At 67.9% G+C, this 16,988-nt stretch carries 17 protein-coding genes; 5 read left to right on the top strand and 12 right to left on the bottom strand.

What is annotated here, in order from left to right; all coding sequences use genetic code 11:
• Positions 1–50 precede the first annotated feature (50 nt).
• The 6 genes from DMX10_RS06830 to DMX10_RS06805 form a co-directional block, all read right to left on the bottom strand.
• Positions 51–1,616, bottom strand: a complete 1,566-nt coding sequence (locus DMX10_RS06830) for a PAS domain-containing methyl-accepting chemotaxis protein (protein ID WP_111260386.1) — start codon at positions 1,614–1,616, stop codon at positions 51–53.
• A gap of 152 nt (positions 1,617–1,768) precedes the next feature.
• On the bottom strand, positions 1,769–2,347 hold the full coding sequence (locus DMX10_RS06825; RefSeq protein WP_111260385.1) for a putative glycolipid-binding domain-containing protein: 579 nt from the start codon (positions 2,345–2,347) through the stop codon (positions 1,769–1,771).
• Between the two features lie 3 nt (positions 2,348–2,350).
• On the bottom strand, positions 2,351–2,659 hold the full coding sequence (locus DMX10_RS06820; RefSeq protein WP_111260384.1) for a DUF2834 domain-containing protein: 309 nt from the start codon (positions 2,657–2,659) through the stop codon (positions 2,351–2,353).
• 84 nt (positions 2,660–2,743) lie between these two features.
• Positions 2,744–3,091: an MmcQ/YjbR family DNA-binding protein gene (locus DMX10_RS06815; RefSeq protein WP_111260383.1), complete on the bottom strand. Its 348-nt coding sequence runs from the start codon at positions 3,089–3,091 to the stop codon at positions 2,744–2,746.
• Positions 3,092–3,101: 10 nt separating this feature from the next.
• Positions 3,102–4,301: an MFS transporter gene (locus DMX10_RS06810; RefSeq protein WP_111260382.1), complete on the bottom strand. Its 1,200-nt coding sequence runs from the start codon at positions 4,299–4,301 to the stop codon at positions 3,102–3,104.
• A 102-nt stretch (positions 4,302–4,403) separates the two neighbouring features.
• The gene (locus tag DMX10_RS06805) at positions 4,404–5,312 is read right to left on the bottom strand and encodes a LysR substrate-binding domain-containing protein (protein WP_111260381.1); all 909 of its coding nucleotides are present in this window, start codon (positions 5,310–5,312) and stop codon (positions 4,404–4,406) included.
• Positions 5,313–5,485: 173 nt separating this feature from the next.
• Here DMX10_RS06805 and DMX10_RS06800 point away from each other — a divergent pair, with 173 nt between their 5' ends.
• The 3 genes from DMX10_RS06800 to DMX10_RS06790 all read left to right on the top strand — a co-directional run bounded on the left by DMX10_RS06800 (position 5,486) and on the right by DMX10_RS06790 (position 7,894).
• Entirely contained in the window at positions 5,486–5,992 is a 507-nt protein-coding gene (locus tag DMX10_RS06800; RefSeq protein WP_111260380.1) for a DUF1993 family protein, read from the top strand.
• 159 nt (positions 5,993–6,151) lie between these two features.
• The gene (locus DMX10_RS06795) at positions 6,152–7,159 is read left to right on the top strand and encodes an alpha/beta hydrolase family protein (RefSeq protein ID WP_371921680.1); all 1,008 of its coding nucleotides are present in this window, start codon (positions 6,152–6,154) and stop codon (positions 7,157–7,159) included.
• A 126-nt stretch (positions 7,160–7,285) separates the two neighbouring features.
• A complete protein-coding gene (locus tag DMX10_RS06790; protein ID WP_111260379.1) occupies positions 7,286–7,894 on the top strand; it encodes an FMN-dependent NADH-azoreductase in 609 nt (202 codons plus the stop codon).
• A 60-nt stretch (positions 7,895–7,954) separates the two neighbouring features.
• Here DMX10_RS06790 and DMX10_RS06785 read toward each other — a convergent pair whose 3' ends face one another.
• The 3 genes from DMX10_RS06785 to DMX10_RS06775 all read right to left on the bottom strand — a co-directional run bounded on the left by DMX10_RS06785 (position 7,955) and on the right by DMX10_RS06775 (position 11,449).
• Positions 7,955–9,316, bottom strand: a complete 1,362-nt coding sequence (locus tag DMX10_RS06785; protein WP_111260378.1) for a class II 3-deoxy-7-phosphoheptulonate synthase — start codon at positions 9,314–9,316, stop codon at positions 7,955–7,957.
• A 68-nt stretch (positions 9,317–9,384) separates the two neighbouring features.
• The gene (locus DMX10_RS06780) at positions 9,385–10,119 is read right to left on the bottom strand and encodes a sulfite exporter TauE/SafE family protein (protein ID WP_111260377.1); all 735 of its coding nucleotides are present in this window, start codon (positions 10,117–10,119) and stop codon (positions 9,385–9,387) included.
• Between the two features lies 1 nt (position 10,120).
• Positions 10,121–11,449, bottom strand: coding sequence for an NAD(P)/FAD-dependent oxidoreductase (locus tag DMX10_RS06775; RefSeq protein ID WP_111260376.1), 1,329 nt, complete (start codon positions 11,447–11,449; stop codon positions 10,121–10,123).
• A gap of 176 nt (positions 11,450–11,625) precedes the next feature.
• On the opposite strand from DMX10_RS06775, the gene DMX10_RS06770 reads away from it, so the two are divergent.
• Positions 11,626–12,372, top strand: coding sequence for a spermidine synthase (locus DMX10_RS06770; protein ID WP_111260375.1), 747 nt, complete (start codon positions 11,626–11,628; stop codon positions 12,370–12,372).
• On the opposite strand, the gene DMX10_RS06765 is transcribed toward DMX10_RS06770, so the two are convergent.
• Positions 12,327–13,061, bottom strand: coding sequence for an alpha/beta fold hydrolase (locus DMX10_RS06765; protein ID WP_236204983.1), 735 nt, complete (start codon positions 13,059–13,061; stop codon positions 12,327–12,329). The genes DMX10_RS06770 and DMX10_RS06765 overlap by 46 nt on opposite strands.
• 20 nt (positions 13,062–13,081) lie before the next feature.
• A complete protein-coding gene (locus DMX10_RS06760; RefSeq protein WP_111260374.1) occupies positions 13,082–13,873 on the bottom strand; it encodes a crotonase/enoyl-CoA hydratase family protein in 792 nt (263 codons plus the stop codon).
• 360 nt (positions 13,874–14,233) lie between these two features.
• On the opposite strand from DMX10_RS06760, the gene DMX10_RS06755 reads away from it, so the two are divergent.
• Positions 14,234–15,913: a DEAD/DEAH box helicase gene (locus DMX10_RS06755; protein ID WP_111260373.1), complete on the top strand. Its 1,680-nt coding sequence runs from the start codon at positions 14,234–14,236 to the stop codon at positions 15,911–15,913.
• A gap of 288 nt (positions 15,914–16,201) precedes the next feature.
• Here the strand turns inward: DMX10_RS06755 and DMX10_RS06750 are convergent, their stop codons facing one another.
• Positions 16,202–16,969 carry a class III extradiol ring-cleavage dioxygenase gene (locus DMX10_RS06750; RefSeq protein ID WP_111260372.1) on the bottom strand — a complete coding sequence of 256 codons (768 nt, stop codon included), beginning with the start codon at positions 16,967–16,969 and terminating at the stop codon, positions 16,202–16,204.
• Positions 16,970–16,988: the final 19 nt, after the last annotated feature.

Below are 16,988 nucleotides of genomic sequence, written 5' to 3'. Positions count from 1 at the left end.
CAGGCAAAGGAAAAGGGCGCCCCCAGGCGCCCTTTTTCATGCCCGCTGACTCAGCGGTTGAAGCGGTCCACCAACGAGTACTGGCCTTGCGCGGTGGTGGTCAGCTCTTCGCTCAGCAGCACGGTGCGCTGGGCCTCGCCGGAGGTCTGGTCGGCGAGCTGGGCGATGCTGCTGATGCTCTGGTTGATCTGCTCGGCCACGGCGCTCTGCTCCTCGGTGGCGGCGGCGATCTGGTCGGTCATCTGGGTGATGTTGGCCACCGCCTCGCTGATGCCCACCAGGGCCTGGTCGGCTTGCAGAACACGTTCCACGCCCTCGTCGGCCTGGCGGCGACCGGCCTCCATGGTGCGCACGGCCTCCTCGGCGGTCTTCTGCAGCTGGGCGATGAGCTGGTGGATCTGCCCGGTGGATTCGGCGGTGCGCTGCGCCAGCTGGCGCACCTCGTCGGCGACCACGGCGAAGCCGCGGCCCATCTCGCCGGCACGCGCCGCTTCGATGGCGGCGTTCAGTGCCAGCAGGTTGGTCTGATCGGCGATGCCCTTGATCACGTCGACCACGCCACCGATCTCGTTGCTGTCCTGGGCCAGGCGGGTAACGGTCTCGCCGGTCTCGCCCACCGCGCGCGACAGGCGCTCGATGGCCTCGCGGGTCTCGGCGGTGATGCTGCGGCCCTGGCCGGTGAGGCGGTTGGCTTCCTGGGTCGCGTCGGCGGTGCGTTGCACGTTGCTGGCCACTTCCTGGGTGGTCGAGGCCATCTGGTTCACGGCGGTGGCCACCTGCTCGGTCTCAACGCGCTGGCGTTCCAGCCCCTCGGAGCTGTTGTGGGCCAGTGCATCGGCTTCCCTGGCTTGCTCGGTGAGGTGTTCGGCGGTGTCCTGCAGGCGGGTCAGGCAGGTTTTCAGGCGCGCTTCCTGGCTGAGGATGGACATCTCCAGGCGTGCCTGGGCACCGCGGCTGTCGGTGTACATCTGCGCGATCAGCGGATCGGACGTGGTCTGTTCGGCCAGGTGCAGCAGGCGCTTGATGCCACGGTTCTGCCAGGCCAGCCCGCTAAGGCCTAGGGGCACGGAAAGCAGCGCGGCGAGGAGGAAGCCCCAGTGCGAGTTGAGCCAGGCCCCGATCATGAAGCCGATCTGGCTGATGAGGATGAAGGGCAACCAGTCCTGCACCACGGGCAACCAGCGATCGCGACCGGGAATGGCCGACTTGCCGGCATTGATGCGCTGGTACAGCGCCTCGGCGCGGCGGATCTGCTCGGCGGTGGGCTTGACCCGCACCGACTCGTAGCCGACCACCTGGCTGCCTTCGAAGATCGGCGTCACGTAGGCGTTGACCCAGTAGTGATCACCGTTCTTGCAGCGGTTCTTGACGATGCCCATCCACGGGCGGCCCTTCTTCAGGGTCGTCCACATGTGGGCGAAGACGGCAGGCGGGACGTCCGGGTGGCGCACCAGGTTGTGCGGCGAGCGGATCAGCTCGTCACGGCTGTAGCCGCTGATATCGGTGAAGGCTTCGTTGCAATAGGTGATCACACCCTTGCTGTCCGTGGTCGAGATCAGGCGTTGCTGGGCGGGGAAAGTACGTTCGCGTTGAGTGACTGGCTGATTGTTTCTCATGTTGTTCTTCCGCAAGGCTTAGAGCGGGTATCGGCCTGCACGCACCAAAGTTGAGCCGAAAATTTCTGTGAAGTGTATCTAAGACTTTACAGTTCATGATCGGGAATTTTTCCCGCGAATGGCGCCCTAGAGCCTTCGCGGTGGTAATGGCCTCAGCAGGGAGGCGCTCGGTGCAGGCGTTGGAACAGCCCGGGGTAGTCCTCCACCAGGCCGTCGGCAGCCAGCCTGAGCACTGCATGGAAGCCACTGCCGTCCAGGTTCTGGTACAGCAGGTGGCGTGCGTCCAGGCGGGTGTAGGCCTGATGCATCACGCGCACTTCGAGCGTGGGCGCCTCGATGAAGACGACGGCGATTTCCTCGCGCTGATCGTGCGCCAGGCCGAGACGCCAGGCGGCCGGGCTGTTGGTGAAGGGCGTCGGCCAGAGGTCGAGGTCCTGGCAACCGTCCAGCGTTCGCAGGCGATTGCCTGGCCCGTCGCGCCATTCGTTGCGGGGATTGCGGCGCAGGTGCAGCTCGCGCACGCCGAACCCGCCTTCGACGCGGATGTGGCAGCGCCTGGGTCGCCAGCGCTCGTCGAAATCCATCCGATAGACCAGGCGATAGGGCTCGCCCCCTTCATCGAAGGCCAGCATCGAGGCGTCCGCCTGCCTTCCGTCCAGGCGCAGCTGTTCGAGCCCCCTGGCCGGGGCCTGGTCGTTCCAGATGTGCTGCCACAGCGCAGTGGCCTTCATCCTTCACTCCTTGGCGGTGGGGCGGCGCAGCACCAGGTAGAGCAGCGGGCCGATGGACGCGAACACGGCCGTCACCAGGTAGAAGGGCAGCAGGTAGAGCAGCCCGCGTCCCTGGCGGCGGTTGTCCTGGTACATCCAGATGCCGATCAGGCCGCAGGCGAGGTAGAGATCGATCACCACCTGTGCCGTATCCGGGCGGCTCATCAACTGGGCGCCGAACTCAAGCAGCGGTTGTTCGCTGATGGACATGACATGGAGGGTATAGCCGCCGAAGGCGACCAGGGCGAGGAGAGCGGACAGGCGCGCAAGCATGGTGACGTCCTTGTTATGAGTTGAACGCGGACGATAGAACGGCTGCGTCGCCTGCGCAGCGGGCCGATTGTCGCAGCCGGGGGATCAGTCCAGCAGCAGGCCGGCGCGCTTGTACTTCGGCAGTTTTGCGACCACCAGTTGGTGAGAGCGAGTCAGCGCTGCGCGCAGCTCTTCATCGCCCACCGAAGGCGGCATGGCCAGGGTCACCCAGTGGGCGCGGGCGAGGTAGGGGGCCGGACGGATGCCGGGGCGGTCGACGTAGCCGAGGAACAGGTCGGCGTCCACCTTGAAGGCCAGGTCGCTGCCGAGGAAGTCGAGGATCGCGAACATCTTGTTCTCGGCCACCGAGAACACCCGGTTGCTGCCCCACTTGAGGTCTTCACGGGCGCCCGGCAGTTGCAGGCAGAAGGCGGCTATTTCATCGGCAGTCATGGGCGTTCCTTCAGGAGAGGCGATCCGGCGCGCCACGTTCGTCGACGCGCAGCAGGTAGAGGCCGAGCAGCATACCTGCCAGGGCCATGCCGGCGGCAACCATGAAGATGGCGCCGAAGCCGAACCCCGTGGCGATGACCCCCATCAGCGGCCCGGCGATGCCCAGCGCGAGGTCGAAGAACACCGCGTAGGCGCCCAGGGCCGAGCTGCGGCTGGAGGCGGGAATGCGCGAGATGGCCTCGACGCCCAGCGCCGGGTACACCAGCGACAGGCCGAAGCCGGTCAGCGCCGCCCCGCAGAGGGTCAGCCAGGGTTGCGGGGCGAGCCACAGCAGGAGCAGGCCGAGGCTTTCGATGCCCAGGCAGGCGATGGCCACCCGGTAGCCGCCACGGCTGTTGATGGCACCGGCGAACAGCAGCCGCGCACCGATGAAGGCGCAGCCGAAGGCGGTCAGGCACCAGGCGGCGCCGTCCCAGCCGCGGCTGGCGTAGTAGAGAGTGACGAAGGTGGCCAGGGTGCCGAAGCCGATGGAGCCCAGGGCCAGCGCCGTGCCGTTGGGGGCGATGCGCAGGAAGACGTTGCGAAATGGCAGGCGCACGCCCTGGACGATGGGGGCGGCTTCCTTGTTCCAGGCCAGTGCCAGGGCGCCGAGCCCGAGCAGGGCGATCAGCGCGCCCATGCTCCATAGCCCCATGCCCCCCACCATCAGCACCCCCAGTGGCGCGCCCAGGGCCACGGCGCCATAGGAGGCGATGCCATTCCAGGAGATGACCCGCGCCGTGTTCTCGGCACCGACCCGCCCGATGCCCCAGCTGATGGAGCCGGTGCCCACCAGGCCCTGGGCCACGCCGAGGGCGACGCGCCCGGCCAGCAGCAGCGCCATGCTCAGGGTGGGGAACTGCTGCAGCGAGGTGGAGGCCAGGGTCAGCACGCCACTCAGCGCACAGCCGGCGAGTCCGTAGAGCACGGCGCGCTTGGGCCCCTGGCGGTCGGCCACGGCGCCGGACACGGGCCGGGAGAGCAGGGTGGAGGCGTACTGGGTGCTGATGACGATGCCCGCCAGCACCGAGCCGTAGCCGAGGTCGTTGTGCACGTAACCCGGGAGCACGGCCAGCGGCAGGCCGATGCAGAGGAAGCTGATGAAGGTGAAGAAGACGATGGAGACGATCTGCAAGGTGACGGTGGTCGCAGACTGCTCGGCGGCACTCATGGGGGCTTGTCCGGGTGGGGCTGGGAGAGGCGCCATCATCGCGCAGCCTGGAGGTGGAAGAAAGCTAGCTAACTATCTGTCTTCCTCTCTCGAGCGCGGGCTTCAGATCGGCAGCAGCCCCTCTGCCTGGCAGGCCTCGGTCAGGTGCTCGATCCAGGCGCGCACGGCCGGCAGCATGCCGCGTCTATGGGTATAGACCGCCTGCAGGTTGCCGCCCGGCAGTTCCCAGCCCGGCAGCAGGCGCACCAGGGTGCCGGCTTCCAGCTCCTGCTGGCAGTTCATCTGCGGCAGCATGGTCATGCCCAGGCCCTGCAGCGCGGCGAGCTTGCGGATCTCGAAGTCCTCGATGCTCAGGCGCGCTTCCAGGACGATGTCACGTCGATTGCCGCGGCTGTCGCGCAGCAGGTAGTGCAGGCGGCGATCGGTCTCCAGGGCGCCGAGCGCCGGCAACCGGTGCAGGTCATCCGGGCCATTCAGGGTCACGCCCTCGAGCAGGCTTGGCGCGCATACCAGCATGGCGCGGGCGGGGCTCAGCTGGCGGCAGATCAGCGAGGGGTCCTCGTCGTCCTGTTCACGTACCCGCAGCGCCACGTCGACGCCTTCGTTGACCAGGTCGATGCGGCGGTTGCTCAGCATCACTTCCAGCTGCACCTGCGGGTAGCGCTGGAGGAAACTGGGGAACACATGGCGCAGGCGCATGCGCGCCACCTCGGTGGGGCAGGACACGCGGATGCGCCCGCGCGGTTCGCTGGTCAGCGAAGCCACGGCTTCGTCGGCCTGCTCGGCCTCCAGCAGCATCGCCTGGCAATGGCGCAGGTAGCGTTCGCCGACATCGGTCAGTGCCAGCTTGCGTGTGGTGCGCTGCAGCAGGCGGGCGCCGAGGCGGGTTTCCAGCTCGGCGATGCGCCGGGACAGGCGCGACTTGGGGATGCCCAGCAGGCGTCCGGCCGCAGCGAAGCCGCCGTGCTCGACGACTTTGGCGAAGTAGAAGAGGTCGTTGAGGTCTTGCATGAATGTCGTCCTGTGGAAGGGACGAACTATGGCATCGGCGGGGAATCGCGCGCCACGGATTTCATCGACGGGACAATCGCGCGCGGCTGCACACGGCGCCCACCGCGGGTGTATCGTGGAGCGTCGCCGGCACTTCGCCCGGCCGGTCCCCTGCCATCACGGAGTCAGCACCCATGTCCTTGTCCATGTACGAGGCTTCCATCCCGGTCTTCACCCGCATGCTCGGCAACCTCTCCGCCATCCTCGAAAAAGCTGCCGCCCATGCCGAGGCGCAAGGCATCGATCCGGGGGTATTCATCTCCGCGCGCCTGGCGCCGGACATGTTCCCCCTGGCGCGCCAGGTACAGATCGCCACCGACTCGGCGAAAGGCTGCGCGGCCCGCCTCGCGCAGCTGGAAGTGCCGTCCTTCGCCGATACCGAGGCGAGCTTCCCGGAATTGCAGGAGCGCATCGCGCGCACCCTTGGCCTCATCCGCGAGATCCGCCCGGAGCAGCTCGAGGGCAGTGCGGCGCGCACCGTGGTGCTGAAGATGCGCGGCAACGAGATCAGCTTCACCGGGCAGGACTTCCTGCTCAATTTCTCCCTGCCGAATTTCTATTTCCACCTCACCACCGCCTACAACATCCTGCGCCACAACGGCGTGAAGATCGGCAAGATGGATTTCCTCGGCGGCATCTGACGGCTGCCCCCGCGCCACGCGCCTGTGGCGCGATCCATGCAACGCGAGTAGCGCCGGCGGAGTGGTCCGTCGGCGTTGCCGGCTCAAGGAACGAAGCAAGGCGCAATTGATGGCAGGCACGCCCGATTCCTGAACCTGGAACGGAAGGTGAGCACCATGTTGGTTCGTCTTTCTGCAGTACTGGCCCTGGCGTCGCTGCTGGTGGCGCTCCCCGTATTCGGCGCACAGGCGGTCGGCGTGCATCGCCTGGTCCTCACCGATCCGGTGGACGAGCAGCGCGAGATGAGCGCGGTCGCCTTCTACCCGGCAGCGGGTGAGCCCACGCTTACCGAGCTCGGCCTATACCAGGTCGACGCCGGCCTGGATGCCCCCATCGCCGGCGGCCGTTTCCCGCTGGTGCTGCTGTCGCACGGCAACGGCGGCTCGCCCCTGGCCCACCACGACCTGGCCACCGCACTGGCGCGGCGTGGGTTCGTCGTGCTGGCGGTGCTGCACACCGGTGACAACTACAAGGACCAGAGCCGCAGCGGCACCCTGAGCAACCTCTACGGGCGCCCGCTGCAGCTGACCGCCGCCATCGACGCCGCCGAGCAGGACCCGGTGCTGGCCGGCAGCCTGGATACCGAGCGGGTCGGGGTGATCGGCTACTCGGCCGGTGGCGAGACGGCGCTGATCCTCGCCGGCGCGCAGCCCGAGCCCGAACGCCTGCGCGCCTACTGCCGGCAGTGGCCCGAAGACAGCGACGCCTGCGGGCATGCCGGCGAACTGATCTCCGACCGCGACGACCTTGAAGCCATCGCCGATTCACGGGTCAGAGCGCTGATGCTGATGGCGCCGCTGGGCCTGATGTTCGGCCGCAAGGAACTGGAGCCGGTGCAGGTGCCGGTGCTGCTCTATTCCGGCGACGACGACCGCACCCTGCAGCTGGAGCAGAACGCCGGCGCCCTGCAGCGCAGGCTGCCGAACCCGCCGGATTTCCGCCTGCTTCCAGGGGCGGGGCACTTCGTGTTCATGGCGCCGTGCTCGGCCGAGATGGACGCCATGCTGCCGCAGCTGTGCCAGGACGCCGAGGGTGTCGACCGGGTCGCCATCCACCGCGAGCTGAACGCCGAGGCGGTGCGCTTCTTCACCCAGACCCTGAGCGACCTGCAGACCTCATCGCGCTGAGGCGCCGTTTCGTCTCATGGATGGGACGGTGCATCGCATTTTTGCCGACTAATAAGGCTTTCGCTTCGTGGATAGGATTCTCCCCACTTCGATCACATCCGGTGATCGCCAGATCAGGGGATACCCATGAAACTTCTGCACCTCGATTCCAGCATCCTCGGCGACGCCTCCGCCTCCCGCCAACTGAGCCGCGCCGTGGTGCAGGCCTGGCAGGCCGCCCATGCCGGCGTCCAGCTCAGCTACCGTGACCTCGCCACCGACGCCTACGCCCACCTTTCCGCTGCCAGCCTGGTGGCCGGCGGGACCCCGGCGGAACTGCGCGACGCTGCGCAGAAGGCCGAGGTGAAGCTGGCCGAGGAAACCCTCGCCGAATTCCTCGCCGCCGACGCCATCGTCATCGGTGCGCCGATGTACAACTTCACCGTGCCGACCCAGCTCAAGGCCTGGATCGACCGCATCGCCGTCGCCGGCAAGACCTTCGCCTATGACGAGAACGGCCCCAAGGGCCTCGCCGGTGGCAAGAAGGTGGTGATCGTCTCCACCGCCGGTGGCATCCATGCCGGCCAGCCCAGCGGCCAGGCCCATGAGGCCTACCTGGTGCAGGTGCTGAACTTCCTCGGCATCACCGACATCGAGATCGTCCGTGCCGAAGGCCTGGCCTACGGTGAAGACCCCCGCGCCAACGCCATCAAGGGCGCCCAGCAGCGCATCGGCGAGCTGTTCGTCGCCGCCTGAGCCCGCTGAAAACACGAAGCCCCGCATGTGCGGGGCTTCGTCGTTTCTGAAGGCTTGTCGTCAGCGGCGGACCTGTTTCAGCGTCTCGGCGATGAGGAAGGCCAGCTCCAGCGACTGGTCGGCGTTCAGGCGCGGGTCGCAGTGGGTGTGGTAGCGGTCGGAGAGGCCGTCCTCGGTGATCGGACGGGCGCCGCCGATGCATTCGGTGACGTTCTGCCCGGTCATCTCGATGTGGATGCCGCCGGCATGGCTGCCCTCGGCCTGGTGCACCTGGAAGAACTGCTTCACCTCGGAAAGGATGATGGCGAAGTCGCGGGTCTTGTAGCCGCTGGAGGCCTTGATGGTGTTGCCGTGCATCGGGTCCGAGCTCCACAGCACCTTGCGGCCTTCGGCCTGCACGGTGCGGATCAGCCGCGGCAGGTGCTCGCCGACCTTCTCGGCCCCCATGCGCACGATGAGGTTGAGTCGGCCCGGGTCGTTGTCCGGGTTGAGGATGTCGATCAGGCGGATCAGGTCTTCGCTCGGCATGCTCGGGCCGACCTTGACGCCGATGGGGTTGCCGACGCCGCGCAGGAACTCGACGTGGGCGCCGTCCAGCTGGCGGGTGCGGTCGCCGATCCAGAGCATGTGGGCGGAGCAGTCGTACCAGCCGCCGGTGAGGCTGTCGCGGCGCACGAAGGCCTGTTCGTAGTTCAGCAGCAGCGCTTCGTGGGCGGTGAAGAAGCTCGCCTCGCGCAGTTGCGGGGCGCTGTCCAGGCCGCAGGCGCGCATGAAGGCCAGGGTCTCGTCGATGCGGTCGGCGAGCTGGCTGTACTTCTCCGTCAGCGCCGAGTTGGCGATGAAGTCGAGGTTCCACTGGTGCACCTGGTGCACGTCGGCGAAGCCGCCCTGAGCGAAGGCGCGCAGCAGGTTGAGGCTGGCGGTGGACTGGTGGTAGGCCTGCAGCAGGCGCTCCGGGTCCGGTGCGCGGCTGGCGGCGTCGAAGCCGATGCCGTTGACGATGTCGCCCCGGTAGGCGGGCAGGGTGACGCCGCCGATGGTCTCGTCATCGGCCGAGCGCGGCTTGGCGAACTGGCCGGCCATGCGCCCCACCTTCACCACCGGGCAGCCGGCGGCGAAGGTCATGACGATGGCCATCTGCAGCAGCACCTTGAAGGTGTCGCGGATCTTCGCGGCGGAGAACTCGGCGAAGCTCTCCGCGCAATCGCCCCCTTGGAGGAGGAAGGCGCGGCCTTCGGTGACTTCGCTGAACTGGCGGCGCAGCTCGCGTGCCTCGCCGGCGAACACCAGGGGCGGGTAGCTGGCCAGGGTCTGCTCGACCTGGGCCAGGCGCGCGGCGTCCGGGTAGGTCGGCTGTTGCAGGATCGGCTTGGTTCTCCAGCTTTCCGGGCTCCAGTCTGCGCTGGACGACAAGTTGCTCATCAGGGTCTCGATCAGGGCTGTGTGGCGGATGGCGCATGGTAACCGAAAGGCCTCGCGCTGCCAGCGCTTCAGGCACGCCAGGCGAGCAGCACGCCGCAGAGGCACAGCAAGAGGTGGATGGCGGTGCGGAAGTACCGTTCGGCCACGCGGTGGTGCAGCCACTCGCCCGCCAGCACGCCGATGGCCAGCAGCGGCAGGTAGAGCGCCAGGTGGGGCAGGGCGGGCACCAGGCGGCCGTCCACCAGGAAGGCCAGGCTGAGCAGGCCGTTGAGGCCGAGCCAGACGCAGGCGAGGGTGGCCCGCAGGCGCGCCTTGCCCAGGGGTGTCGCGGCCAGCGCGTAGACCAGCAACGGGCCACCCGAGGCGAACAGGCCGTGGCAGAGGCCGCCGGCGCCGATCTGCAGGCGGGTCATCCAGAGGGGCGTGCGGCCCCGGGGACGCTCGTGCCTCTGCCGCCACAGCTCGCGCAGGGCGAACCCGAGGATCAGCACGCCGAAGCCCCGCTTCAGCGCGCCGCCATCGAGCCAGGGCAGCAGGGCGTAGCCGAGCAGGGTGCCGACGAGCATGGCCGGCAGGATGCCGCCCAGCAGCAGCGGCCAGTCCGCCAGGTGCCGGTAGCGCCAGGCGAGGTAGCCGCTCATCAGCAGGTTCAGCGGCACCAGCACCGGCAGCAACCGGTCGATCGGCAGCAGCAGGGCGCCGAGGGACAGGGCGACCACCGTGCTGCCGAAGCCGGTGACGGCTTCCAGGCCATAGGCGAAGAGGATGAACAGGCCCAGCCAGAGCCAGGCATCGCCGGCCACCTCAGGCCAGCGCGGGGGCGTCGGCGGGCTGTTCGCGCAGGTCGCGGCGCAGCTCGTCGATATGCCGCTTCACGCGGCTGCGGTAGCTGTCCTTGTGCACGTAGTAGGCCATGCGCTCCAGCTCCAGGTAGGCGTAGCCGCCATCCAGGCGCTGCCCGGCGCGCTCGGCCTTGAGGCGACGCAAGCCTGCGGCCGAGGCGCTGCCGGCCCGGCACTGGCGGATGAACAGCGCCACCAGCTCGGCCTGCTCGGCGCGGCCCTGCCAGCCGAGGCCCGACGCTTCCACCATGCCCATCATGAACAGGTCGTCGTACTGCGGATGGAAGATGTTCAGGTACAGCTGCGGGGCCCCGGCGCGCTCGGGCCAGTTCAGCTCCTCGCGGGCGATGAAGGGGTAGTCCAGCTTGTAGCCCGTGGCCTGGAGGATGAGGTCGTAGTCCGCCCGGCTGCCGTCGCAGAACACCACCTGGCGGCCTTCGACGCTGGCCAGGTCGGGCCGCGCCCTGATGTCCCCGTGGCCGAGGTGGTGCAGCACCAGGGAGTTCACCACCGGGTGGGATTCGTAGAGGCGGTAGTCCGGGTCGGGCAGGCCGTAGTCGGAGGGCTTGCCGATGAGGGCGCGGATCAGGGCGCCGTCGATGCGCTGCTTGAGCGGGCGTGGCAGCTTCACCGCGCCGCCGAAGGTGTCGATGGGGCGGCCGAGGAGGAACTTGGGCAGGAAGTAGTAGCCACGGCGTACCGAGATGTCGACCGAGCGGGCGCGGTGCACGGCATCGACGGCGATGTCGCAGGCCGAGTTGCCGCAGCCGATCACCAGCACGCGCTTGCCCTCGAACAGCGCCGGGGAGCGGTAGTCGGCCGAATGCAGCAGCTCGCCGTCGAAGCGGCCGGGCAGCTCCGGCTGGTTGGGCGCATGCAGGGTGCCGTTGGCGATGAGCACGCCATCCACCTGCCATTCGCGGCGTTCGCCGTTGCGCTCGCTGGTGAGCTTCCAGCCCTTGTCCTGGCGCTCCAGCGACTGGACGCGGGTACCGAACTGGTAGTGCTCGCGCAGGCCGAAATGCCCGGCGTAATCGCGGAAGTAGCGACGCATCTCGCTGTGGTGCGGGTAGGGCGCCACGTCGTCGGCCATCGGGAATTCGCTGAACTCGGTGGTGCGCTTGGAGGAGATCAGGTGCGCGGACTCGTACATGGTGCTGTGGGGGTTGTCGATGTCCCAGAGCCCGCCCACGTCATCGTGCAATTCGAAGCCGACGAAGGGGATTCCATGCTTCTGCAACTGGCGGGCCGCGCAAAGGCCCATGGGGCCGGCGCCGATGATGGCGTACATGAGTGGGATGCACCTCTTGGCTGTTATTCTTCTCGGGTTTTTTCGGGCAGCGGCTGGCGGGTCCTGCGGCGTGCCCGGATTATGGCGAGGTGAGGGCACCTCGCTTCAATGGCAAACGGCGCCTTTGTGGCGTGCTCCTGGTGCGAAATGTCACGGGGGCGGATTGGGGAGTGGTGATGCGCGAGGAGCGTTTGCTGGCGGAGGTGCATGACGAGTTCGGCGTCATCCGCGTGCTGGAAGTGGGTGAGTACCGGTTTCTCGAATTCGGCGAGGCGGTGGAGCAGAGCTGCGTCTTCACGGCCGATCCTTCCTGGCTGGAGTACGACTACACCCGTGCCATGCTGCTGGGCGCGCTGTGCCACGAGTACCCGGAGAGCGCACTGTTCCTCGGCCTGGGAGCCGGCACCCTGACCCAGGCGTGCATGAAGTTCCTGCCGCTGGACGATGTGGAAGTGGTCGAGCTGCGTCCCGAGGTGCCGCGCCTGGCCATGGAATACCTCGGCCTCGACGACGACCCGCGCCTCACGGTGCGCATCGGCGATGCCCTGGATTTGCTGGACAGCGCCGAGACCGCCGACCTGATCTTCGTCGATCTCTACACCGACACCGGCCCCGGCGTCGGCCACCTCGCCTGGCGCTTCCTGGAAAACTGCCAGAAGCGCCTCAACCCCGGTGGCTGGCTGGTGATCAACCAGTGGGCCGGCAACGACGGTCGTCCGCTGGGCGCTGCCCTGCTGCGCGGGTTGTACCACCGGCATTACTGGGAGTGCCCGGTGAAGGAGGGCAACGTCATCCTCATCGTCCCCGCCGATCTCGAGCAGACGCTGGACATCGAGGCCCTGGCCGCCCGCTGCGACGCCTTGGCGCCGCGCCTGGGCTACTCGCTGCAACCCCTGCTGGATGTGCTGCGCCCGGCGACCTGATCGCCCGGGTCGATCTCGACCGTCTTCGCGAAACCTTCCAGTGCCTGGGCGGCTTCGTGCGGCCTGGCTTGCAGCAGGCCGTGCGGGGCCTCCAGCCGCAGGCAGCGAAAGTCCCCTGGATACCCTTCGATGAGCCGGACAGCATCCGCTGGCACCAGCCGATCCTCCGCCGCCTGCAGGTACAGCAGCGGCACCTGGATTCGCTGCAGCTGCCCGGCGGCATCCACATCCAGCACCGCGCGCAGCCGGGCCTGCAGGGTCGCCGATGGCAACGGCGCCAGTGCGTCGGCCAGTGCCTGGTCAAGGGCCGGGGTGGCGAACCGGCCCAGCAGCAACCGGCTCAACAGGGCGCGGGGAGCCAGCCGGGGAGACACAAGCGGCAGCAGGCCGCTCAACCACGCGAGGCCCGGGCGAGGGTTGCGGACGAAGGTGCAGCAGAGCACCAGGCCCAGCAGCCCGGCGGGGCGTTCGGCCGCGAGGCTGACGGCGATGGGCCCGGAGAAGGATTCGCCGAGCAGGATGAACGGCCTGCCAACGGGCAGTTGCTGCCGGACTTGCTCCATCAATGGCGCATAGCCCAGTGGTTGCTCCGGCGGATAGCGCACGACCTGCGTGTGCAGGTCGTTGCCCAGTGCGTGGATCAGGGGAGCGAACAGCTTGCCGCTGCCGTCCATGCCCGGCAGCAGCACCAGCGTGATTCCCGACAGCTTCAGCGCCCCTTGAACTCGCCCGGGCGGCGTTCGAGCATCGCCCGGACGCCTTCCTGGGCATCTTCGGAGCCCAGCAGGCGCTTGGCGACCACCGACAGGTTGCGGGCGGCCGCCTCTTCGCCTTCGCTCACCGTCTGGCGCGCGGACGCGAGGGTGGCCTGGATGCCGAGGGGGGCCTGGGCGGCAACCCGTTCGGCCAGCCAGAGCGCACGGGGCATCAGCTCTTCACTGGCCAGTACCTCTTGCACCAGGCCCAGGCGATAGGCCTCGTGGGCGTCGAACTCGTCGCCGGTGAGCAGCCAGCGCATGGCATTGCCCCAGCCGGCGGCCTGGTGCAGGCGCAAGGTGGCACCGGCGAACGGGAAGATGCCGCGCTGCACCTCCATTTGCGCGAAACGGGTGTTGCTGGCGCAGAGGTTGATGTCGGCGGCCAGCATCAGCTCGATGCCGATGGTGAAGCAGTAGCCCTGTACGGCCAGGATCAGTGGCTTGGAAAGGCGCTCGCCACCGAAGGTGCCCCAGGGGTCGACCGCGCCCTGCGGCAATTGCCAGCCGTTCCTGAAGGTCTCGGCGACGTTGGCCAGGTCCAGCCCCGCGGTGAAGTGCTCGCCATGGGCGAAGACCAGCGCGCAGCGCGCGTCGTCATCGCGCTCGTATTCGCCCAGTGCCGTGACCAGGTCATCGAGCATCGCCTGGTCGAAGGCATTGCGCTTGGCGGTACGGTCCAGTCCGAGCAGCAGGACGTGGCCGCGTTTTTCACGGCTAACGCGGCCAGGGGTGGCTTGGGTCATGGGTGTGTCCTTTGGCGTAGAGGGGCGGGGGCTTGGAGGATATAGCCGGGGCGTCGGTCGTTGTCCACGAGGGAATGACCGTCCGGCGGCGTTGATGACGAACATGTGAAAAACACGCGCGACGGTCAGCTTTTTCCGGTATGATTCGCGCCGGCCATAACCGGCCCCGTTCAGGAACTGCATTTTTCGAGGCATTCGCCTTCGGCTGCACCGTCCGCTTCGCGGACTACCCTTGACGTTACATCCATATCAATAAGCAACTCGCAAATTCTCTCCCAGGCTGCCAGGGTGACCCACAAGGTCTTTCGGCATATGCAGCTCTGGGATTTGGGTCTTTGCGGATGCACATGAGGCAGACCCATGACCCAGGATATCGGCGGATTCGCCGCGCTCGGACTTCATCCCAACGTTCTCGCAGCCATCTCGGCTGTTGGCTATGAAGAGCCATCTCCCATCCAGGCCCAGTCGATTCCGGTGATCCTCGCCGGCCACGACATGATTGGCCAGGCCCAGACCGGTACCGGCAAGACAGCAGCCTTCGCGCTGCCCATCCTCTCCCGTATCGATCCGGCCAAACGCGAGCCGCAGGCGCTGATCCTGGCACCGACCCGCGAGCTCGCACTGCAAGTCGCCACCGCTTTCGAAACCTACGCCAAGCAGATGCCCGGCCTGAACGTGGTCGCCGTCTATGGCGGCGCGCCCATGGGCCCGCAGCTCAAGGCCCTGCGCCAGGGCGCCCAGGTGATCGTGGCCACCCCCGGCCGCCTGTGCGACCACCTGCGCCGTGACGAGCAGATGCTCGCCACCGTGCAGCAACTGGTCCTGGACGAAGCGGACGAAATGCTCAAGCTCGGCTTCATGGACGACCTGGAAGTGATCTTCCAGGCCCTGCCGGAAAGCCGTCAGAGCGTGCTGTTCTCCGCCACCCTGCCGCCGTCGATCCGTTCGATCGCCGAGCGTCACCTGAAAGAGCCGCAGCACGTCAAGATCGCCGCCAAGACCCAGACCGTGGCCCGCATCGAGCAGGCTCACCTGATGGTCCACGCCGACCAGAAGGTCGGTGCCGTGCTGCGCCTGCTGGAAGTCGAGGAATTCGACGCCCTGATCGCCTTCGTGCGCACCAAGCAGGCCACCCTGGACCTGGCCTCCGCCCTGGAAGCCAAGGGCTACAAGGCCGCTGCGCTGAACGGCGACATCGCCCAGAACCAGCGTGAGCGCGTGATCGAGTCCCTCAAGGACGGCCGCCTGGACATCGTCGTCGCCACCGACGTCGCTGCCCGTGGTATCGACGTGCCGCGCATCACCCACGTGGTGAACGTGGACATGCCGTACGACCCCGAGTCCTACGTGCACCGTATCGGCCGTACCGGCCGTGCCGGTCGCGATGGTCGTGCGCTGCTGCTGGTCACCCCGCGCGAGCGTCGCATGCTGCAGGTGATCGAGCGCGTGACCAACCAGAAGGTCGCCGAAGTCCGTCTGCCCAACGCCCAGCAGGTGCTGGACGCGCGCATCAAGAAGCTGACCGCCAGCCTCGCGCCCCTGGTGGCCGATGCCGAGGCCAGCCATGGCGAATTGCTGGATCGCCTGATCGCCGACATCGGCTGCAGCCCGCGTGCCCTGGCCGCGGCGCTGCTGCGCAAGGCCACCAACGGCCAGGCGCTGAACCTCGCCGACGTCGAGCGTGAGCAGCCGCTGGTGCCGAGCGCCTCCCAGCCGCGCGAGCGTCGCGAGCGTGATGGCGAGCGCAGCAGTGAGCGTAGCGAGTACCGCGAGCGTCGTGCTCCGCTGCCGCTGACCGAAGGCCGCGTGCGTTGCCGCACCGCGCTGGGAACTCGCGACGGCATCGCCGCGAAGAACCTGCTCGGCGCCATCCTCAACGAGGGTGGCCTGGCACGTGACGCCATCGGTCGCATCCAGATCCGCGAGACCTTCAGCCTGATCGAGTTGCCGGAAGACGGTCTTGATCGCCTGCTGGGCAAGCTCAAGGACACCCGCGTCGCGGGCAAGTCCCTGAAGCTGCGCCGCTATCGCGAAGACTGATCAGCGCCTGACGAAAAAGCCCCGCAATAGCGGGGCTTTTTTATGGGCGGTGGTTGGGTGGTTGGCTCTGTCTGTGGCGATTCGAGCTAAGGACCCGACAGGATGGGCTCGTGCCGTAGGGTGTGCCGTGCGCACCGCCGCACGGTGCTTCCGGCGAGCACCAGGTGTGCGCAGCACACCCTACGTCCGCAGCTAGTGGCGGCTGCATGAGCCGAGATCCCCAAAAAGCCAGGGGGAGGGTGTCTGCTTGACCAAAGCTACAGGGCCGCCCTCGGTGCGCCCGGGGCCTCAACCGAACCTGTAGATATCCATCCCCAGCGCGCCGAGGGTGAAGCCGCTGTGCTCCACCTTGAAATCACCGCCGGCGCCCCGGGCGAAGTACAGCGGCAGCAGGTGTTCGTCGCTGGGGTGGCTGCGGCGGGCGTGGGGTGCCAGGGCGCGGTAGTCGTGCAGGGCTTCCTCCTCGCAAGTCTCCAGGCGCTCGACCATCCAGTTGCGGAATTCCAGGGCCCAGGGCGTGATCACCTCCGGTCCGGCGCGCCAGTTCAGCTCGCCCAGGTTGTGGGTGATGCTGCCGGAGCCGATCAGCAGCACGCCGCGTTCGCGCAGGGCGGCCAGTGCGCGACCGACGCGGGTCTGGAAGGCTGGGCCGAGACGGCTGGGCAGGGACAGCTGCAGCACCGGGATATCCGCCTCGGGGTACATCAGCGACAGCGGAACCCAGACGCCATGGTCCATCGGGCGCTGCGTGTCGATGGCGGCGTCCAGGCCGTGTTCGCGCAGCAGTCGCTGCACATCGGCGGCCAGCGCCGGGGCGCCGTGGGCCGGGTACTGCACTGCGTAGAGTTCGGGCGGGAAGCCGTAGAAGTCGTGCCAGGTTTCCAGCTGTGTGCCTCCGCTGATCGCCAGGCGTTCGCTTTCCCAGTGGGCCGAGACCACCAGGATCGCTTCCGGTCGCGGCAGCTCGCGGGCCAGGCGTGCGAGCGCGGGGCCGCTGGCACCGGGTTCGAGGGCGAGCATCGGGGAGCCGTGGGAGATGAAAAGACTGGGTAGCATCGGGCACTTCCTCCGTTAG

This window comes from Pseudomonas sp. 57B-090624 (genome assembly GCF_003234055.1).
Lineage (GTDB): Bacteria > Pseudomonadota > Gammaproteobacteria > Pseudomonadales > Pseudomonadaceae > Metapseudomonas > Metapseudomonas tohonis.
This window is presented reverse-complemented; position numbering and strand designations above follow the sequence as displayed.

Excerpts from the sequence above, each read along its gene's own strand:
- DMX10_RS06790 (WP_111260379.1), top strand. The coding sequence starts at position 7,286 with ATGAAACTTCTGCACCTCGATTCCAGCATCCTCGGCGACGCCTCCGCC.
- DMX10_RS06755 (WP_111260373.1), top strand. The coding sequence starts at position 14,234 with ATGACCCAGGATATCGGCGGATTCGCCGCGCTCGGACTTCATCCCAAC.
- DMX10_RS06810 (WP_111260382.1), bottom strand. The coding sequence starts at position 4,301 with ATGAGTGCCGCCGAGCAGTCTGCGACCACCGTCACCTTGCAGATCGTC.
- DMX10_RS06830 (WP_111260386.1), bottom strand. The coding sequence starts at position 1,616 with ATGAGAAACAATCAGCCAGTCACTCAACGCGAACGTACTTTCCCCGCC.
- DMX10_RS06750 (WP_111260372.1), bottom strand. The coding sequence starts at position 16,969 with ATGCTACCCAGTCTTTTCATCTCCCACGGCTCCCCGATGCTCGCCCTC.
- DMX10_RS06820 (WP_111260384.1), bottom strand. The coding sequence starts at position 2,659 with ATGCTTGCGCGCCTGTCCGCTCTCCTCGCCCTGGTCGCCTTCGGCGGC.
- DMX10_RS06805 (WP_111260381.1), bottom strand. The coding sequence starts at position 5,312 with ATGCAAGACCTCAACGACCTCTTCTACTTCGCCAAAGTCGTCGAGCAC.
- DMX10_RS06785 (WP_111260378.1), bottom strand. The coding sequence starts at position 9,316 with ATGAGCAACTTGTCGTCCAGCGCAGACTGGAGCCCGGAAAGCTGGAGA.
- DMX10_RS06770 (WP_111260375.1), top strand. The coding sequence starts at position 11,626 with ATGCGCGAGGAGCGTTTGCTGGCGGAGGTGCATGACGAGTTCGGCGTC.
- DMX10_RS06800 (WP_111260380.1), top strand. The coding sequence starts at position 5,486 with ATGTCCTTGTCCATGTACGAGGCTTCCATCCCGGTCTTCACCCGCATG.
- DMX10_RS06775 (WP_111260376.1), bottom strand. The coding sequence starts at position 11,449 with ATGTACGCCATCATCGGCGCCGGCCCCATGGGCCTTTGCGCGGCCCGC.
- DMX10_RS06760 (WP_111260374.1), bottom strand. The coding sequence starts at position 13,873 with ATGACCCAAGCCACCCCTGGCCGCGTTAGCCGTGAAAAACGCGGCCAC.
- DMX10_RS06825 (WP_111260385.1), bottom strand. The coding sequence starts at position 2,347 with ATGAAGGCCACTGCGCTGTGGCAGCACATCTGGAACGACCAGGCCCCG.
- DMX10_RS06815 (WP_111260383.1), bottom strand. The coding sequence starts at position 3,091 with ATGACTGCCGATGAAATAGCCGCCTTCTGCCTGCAACTGCCGGGCGCC.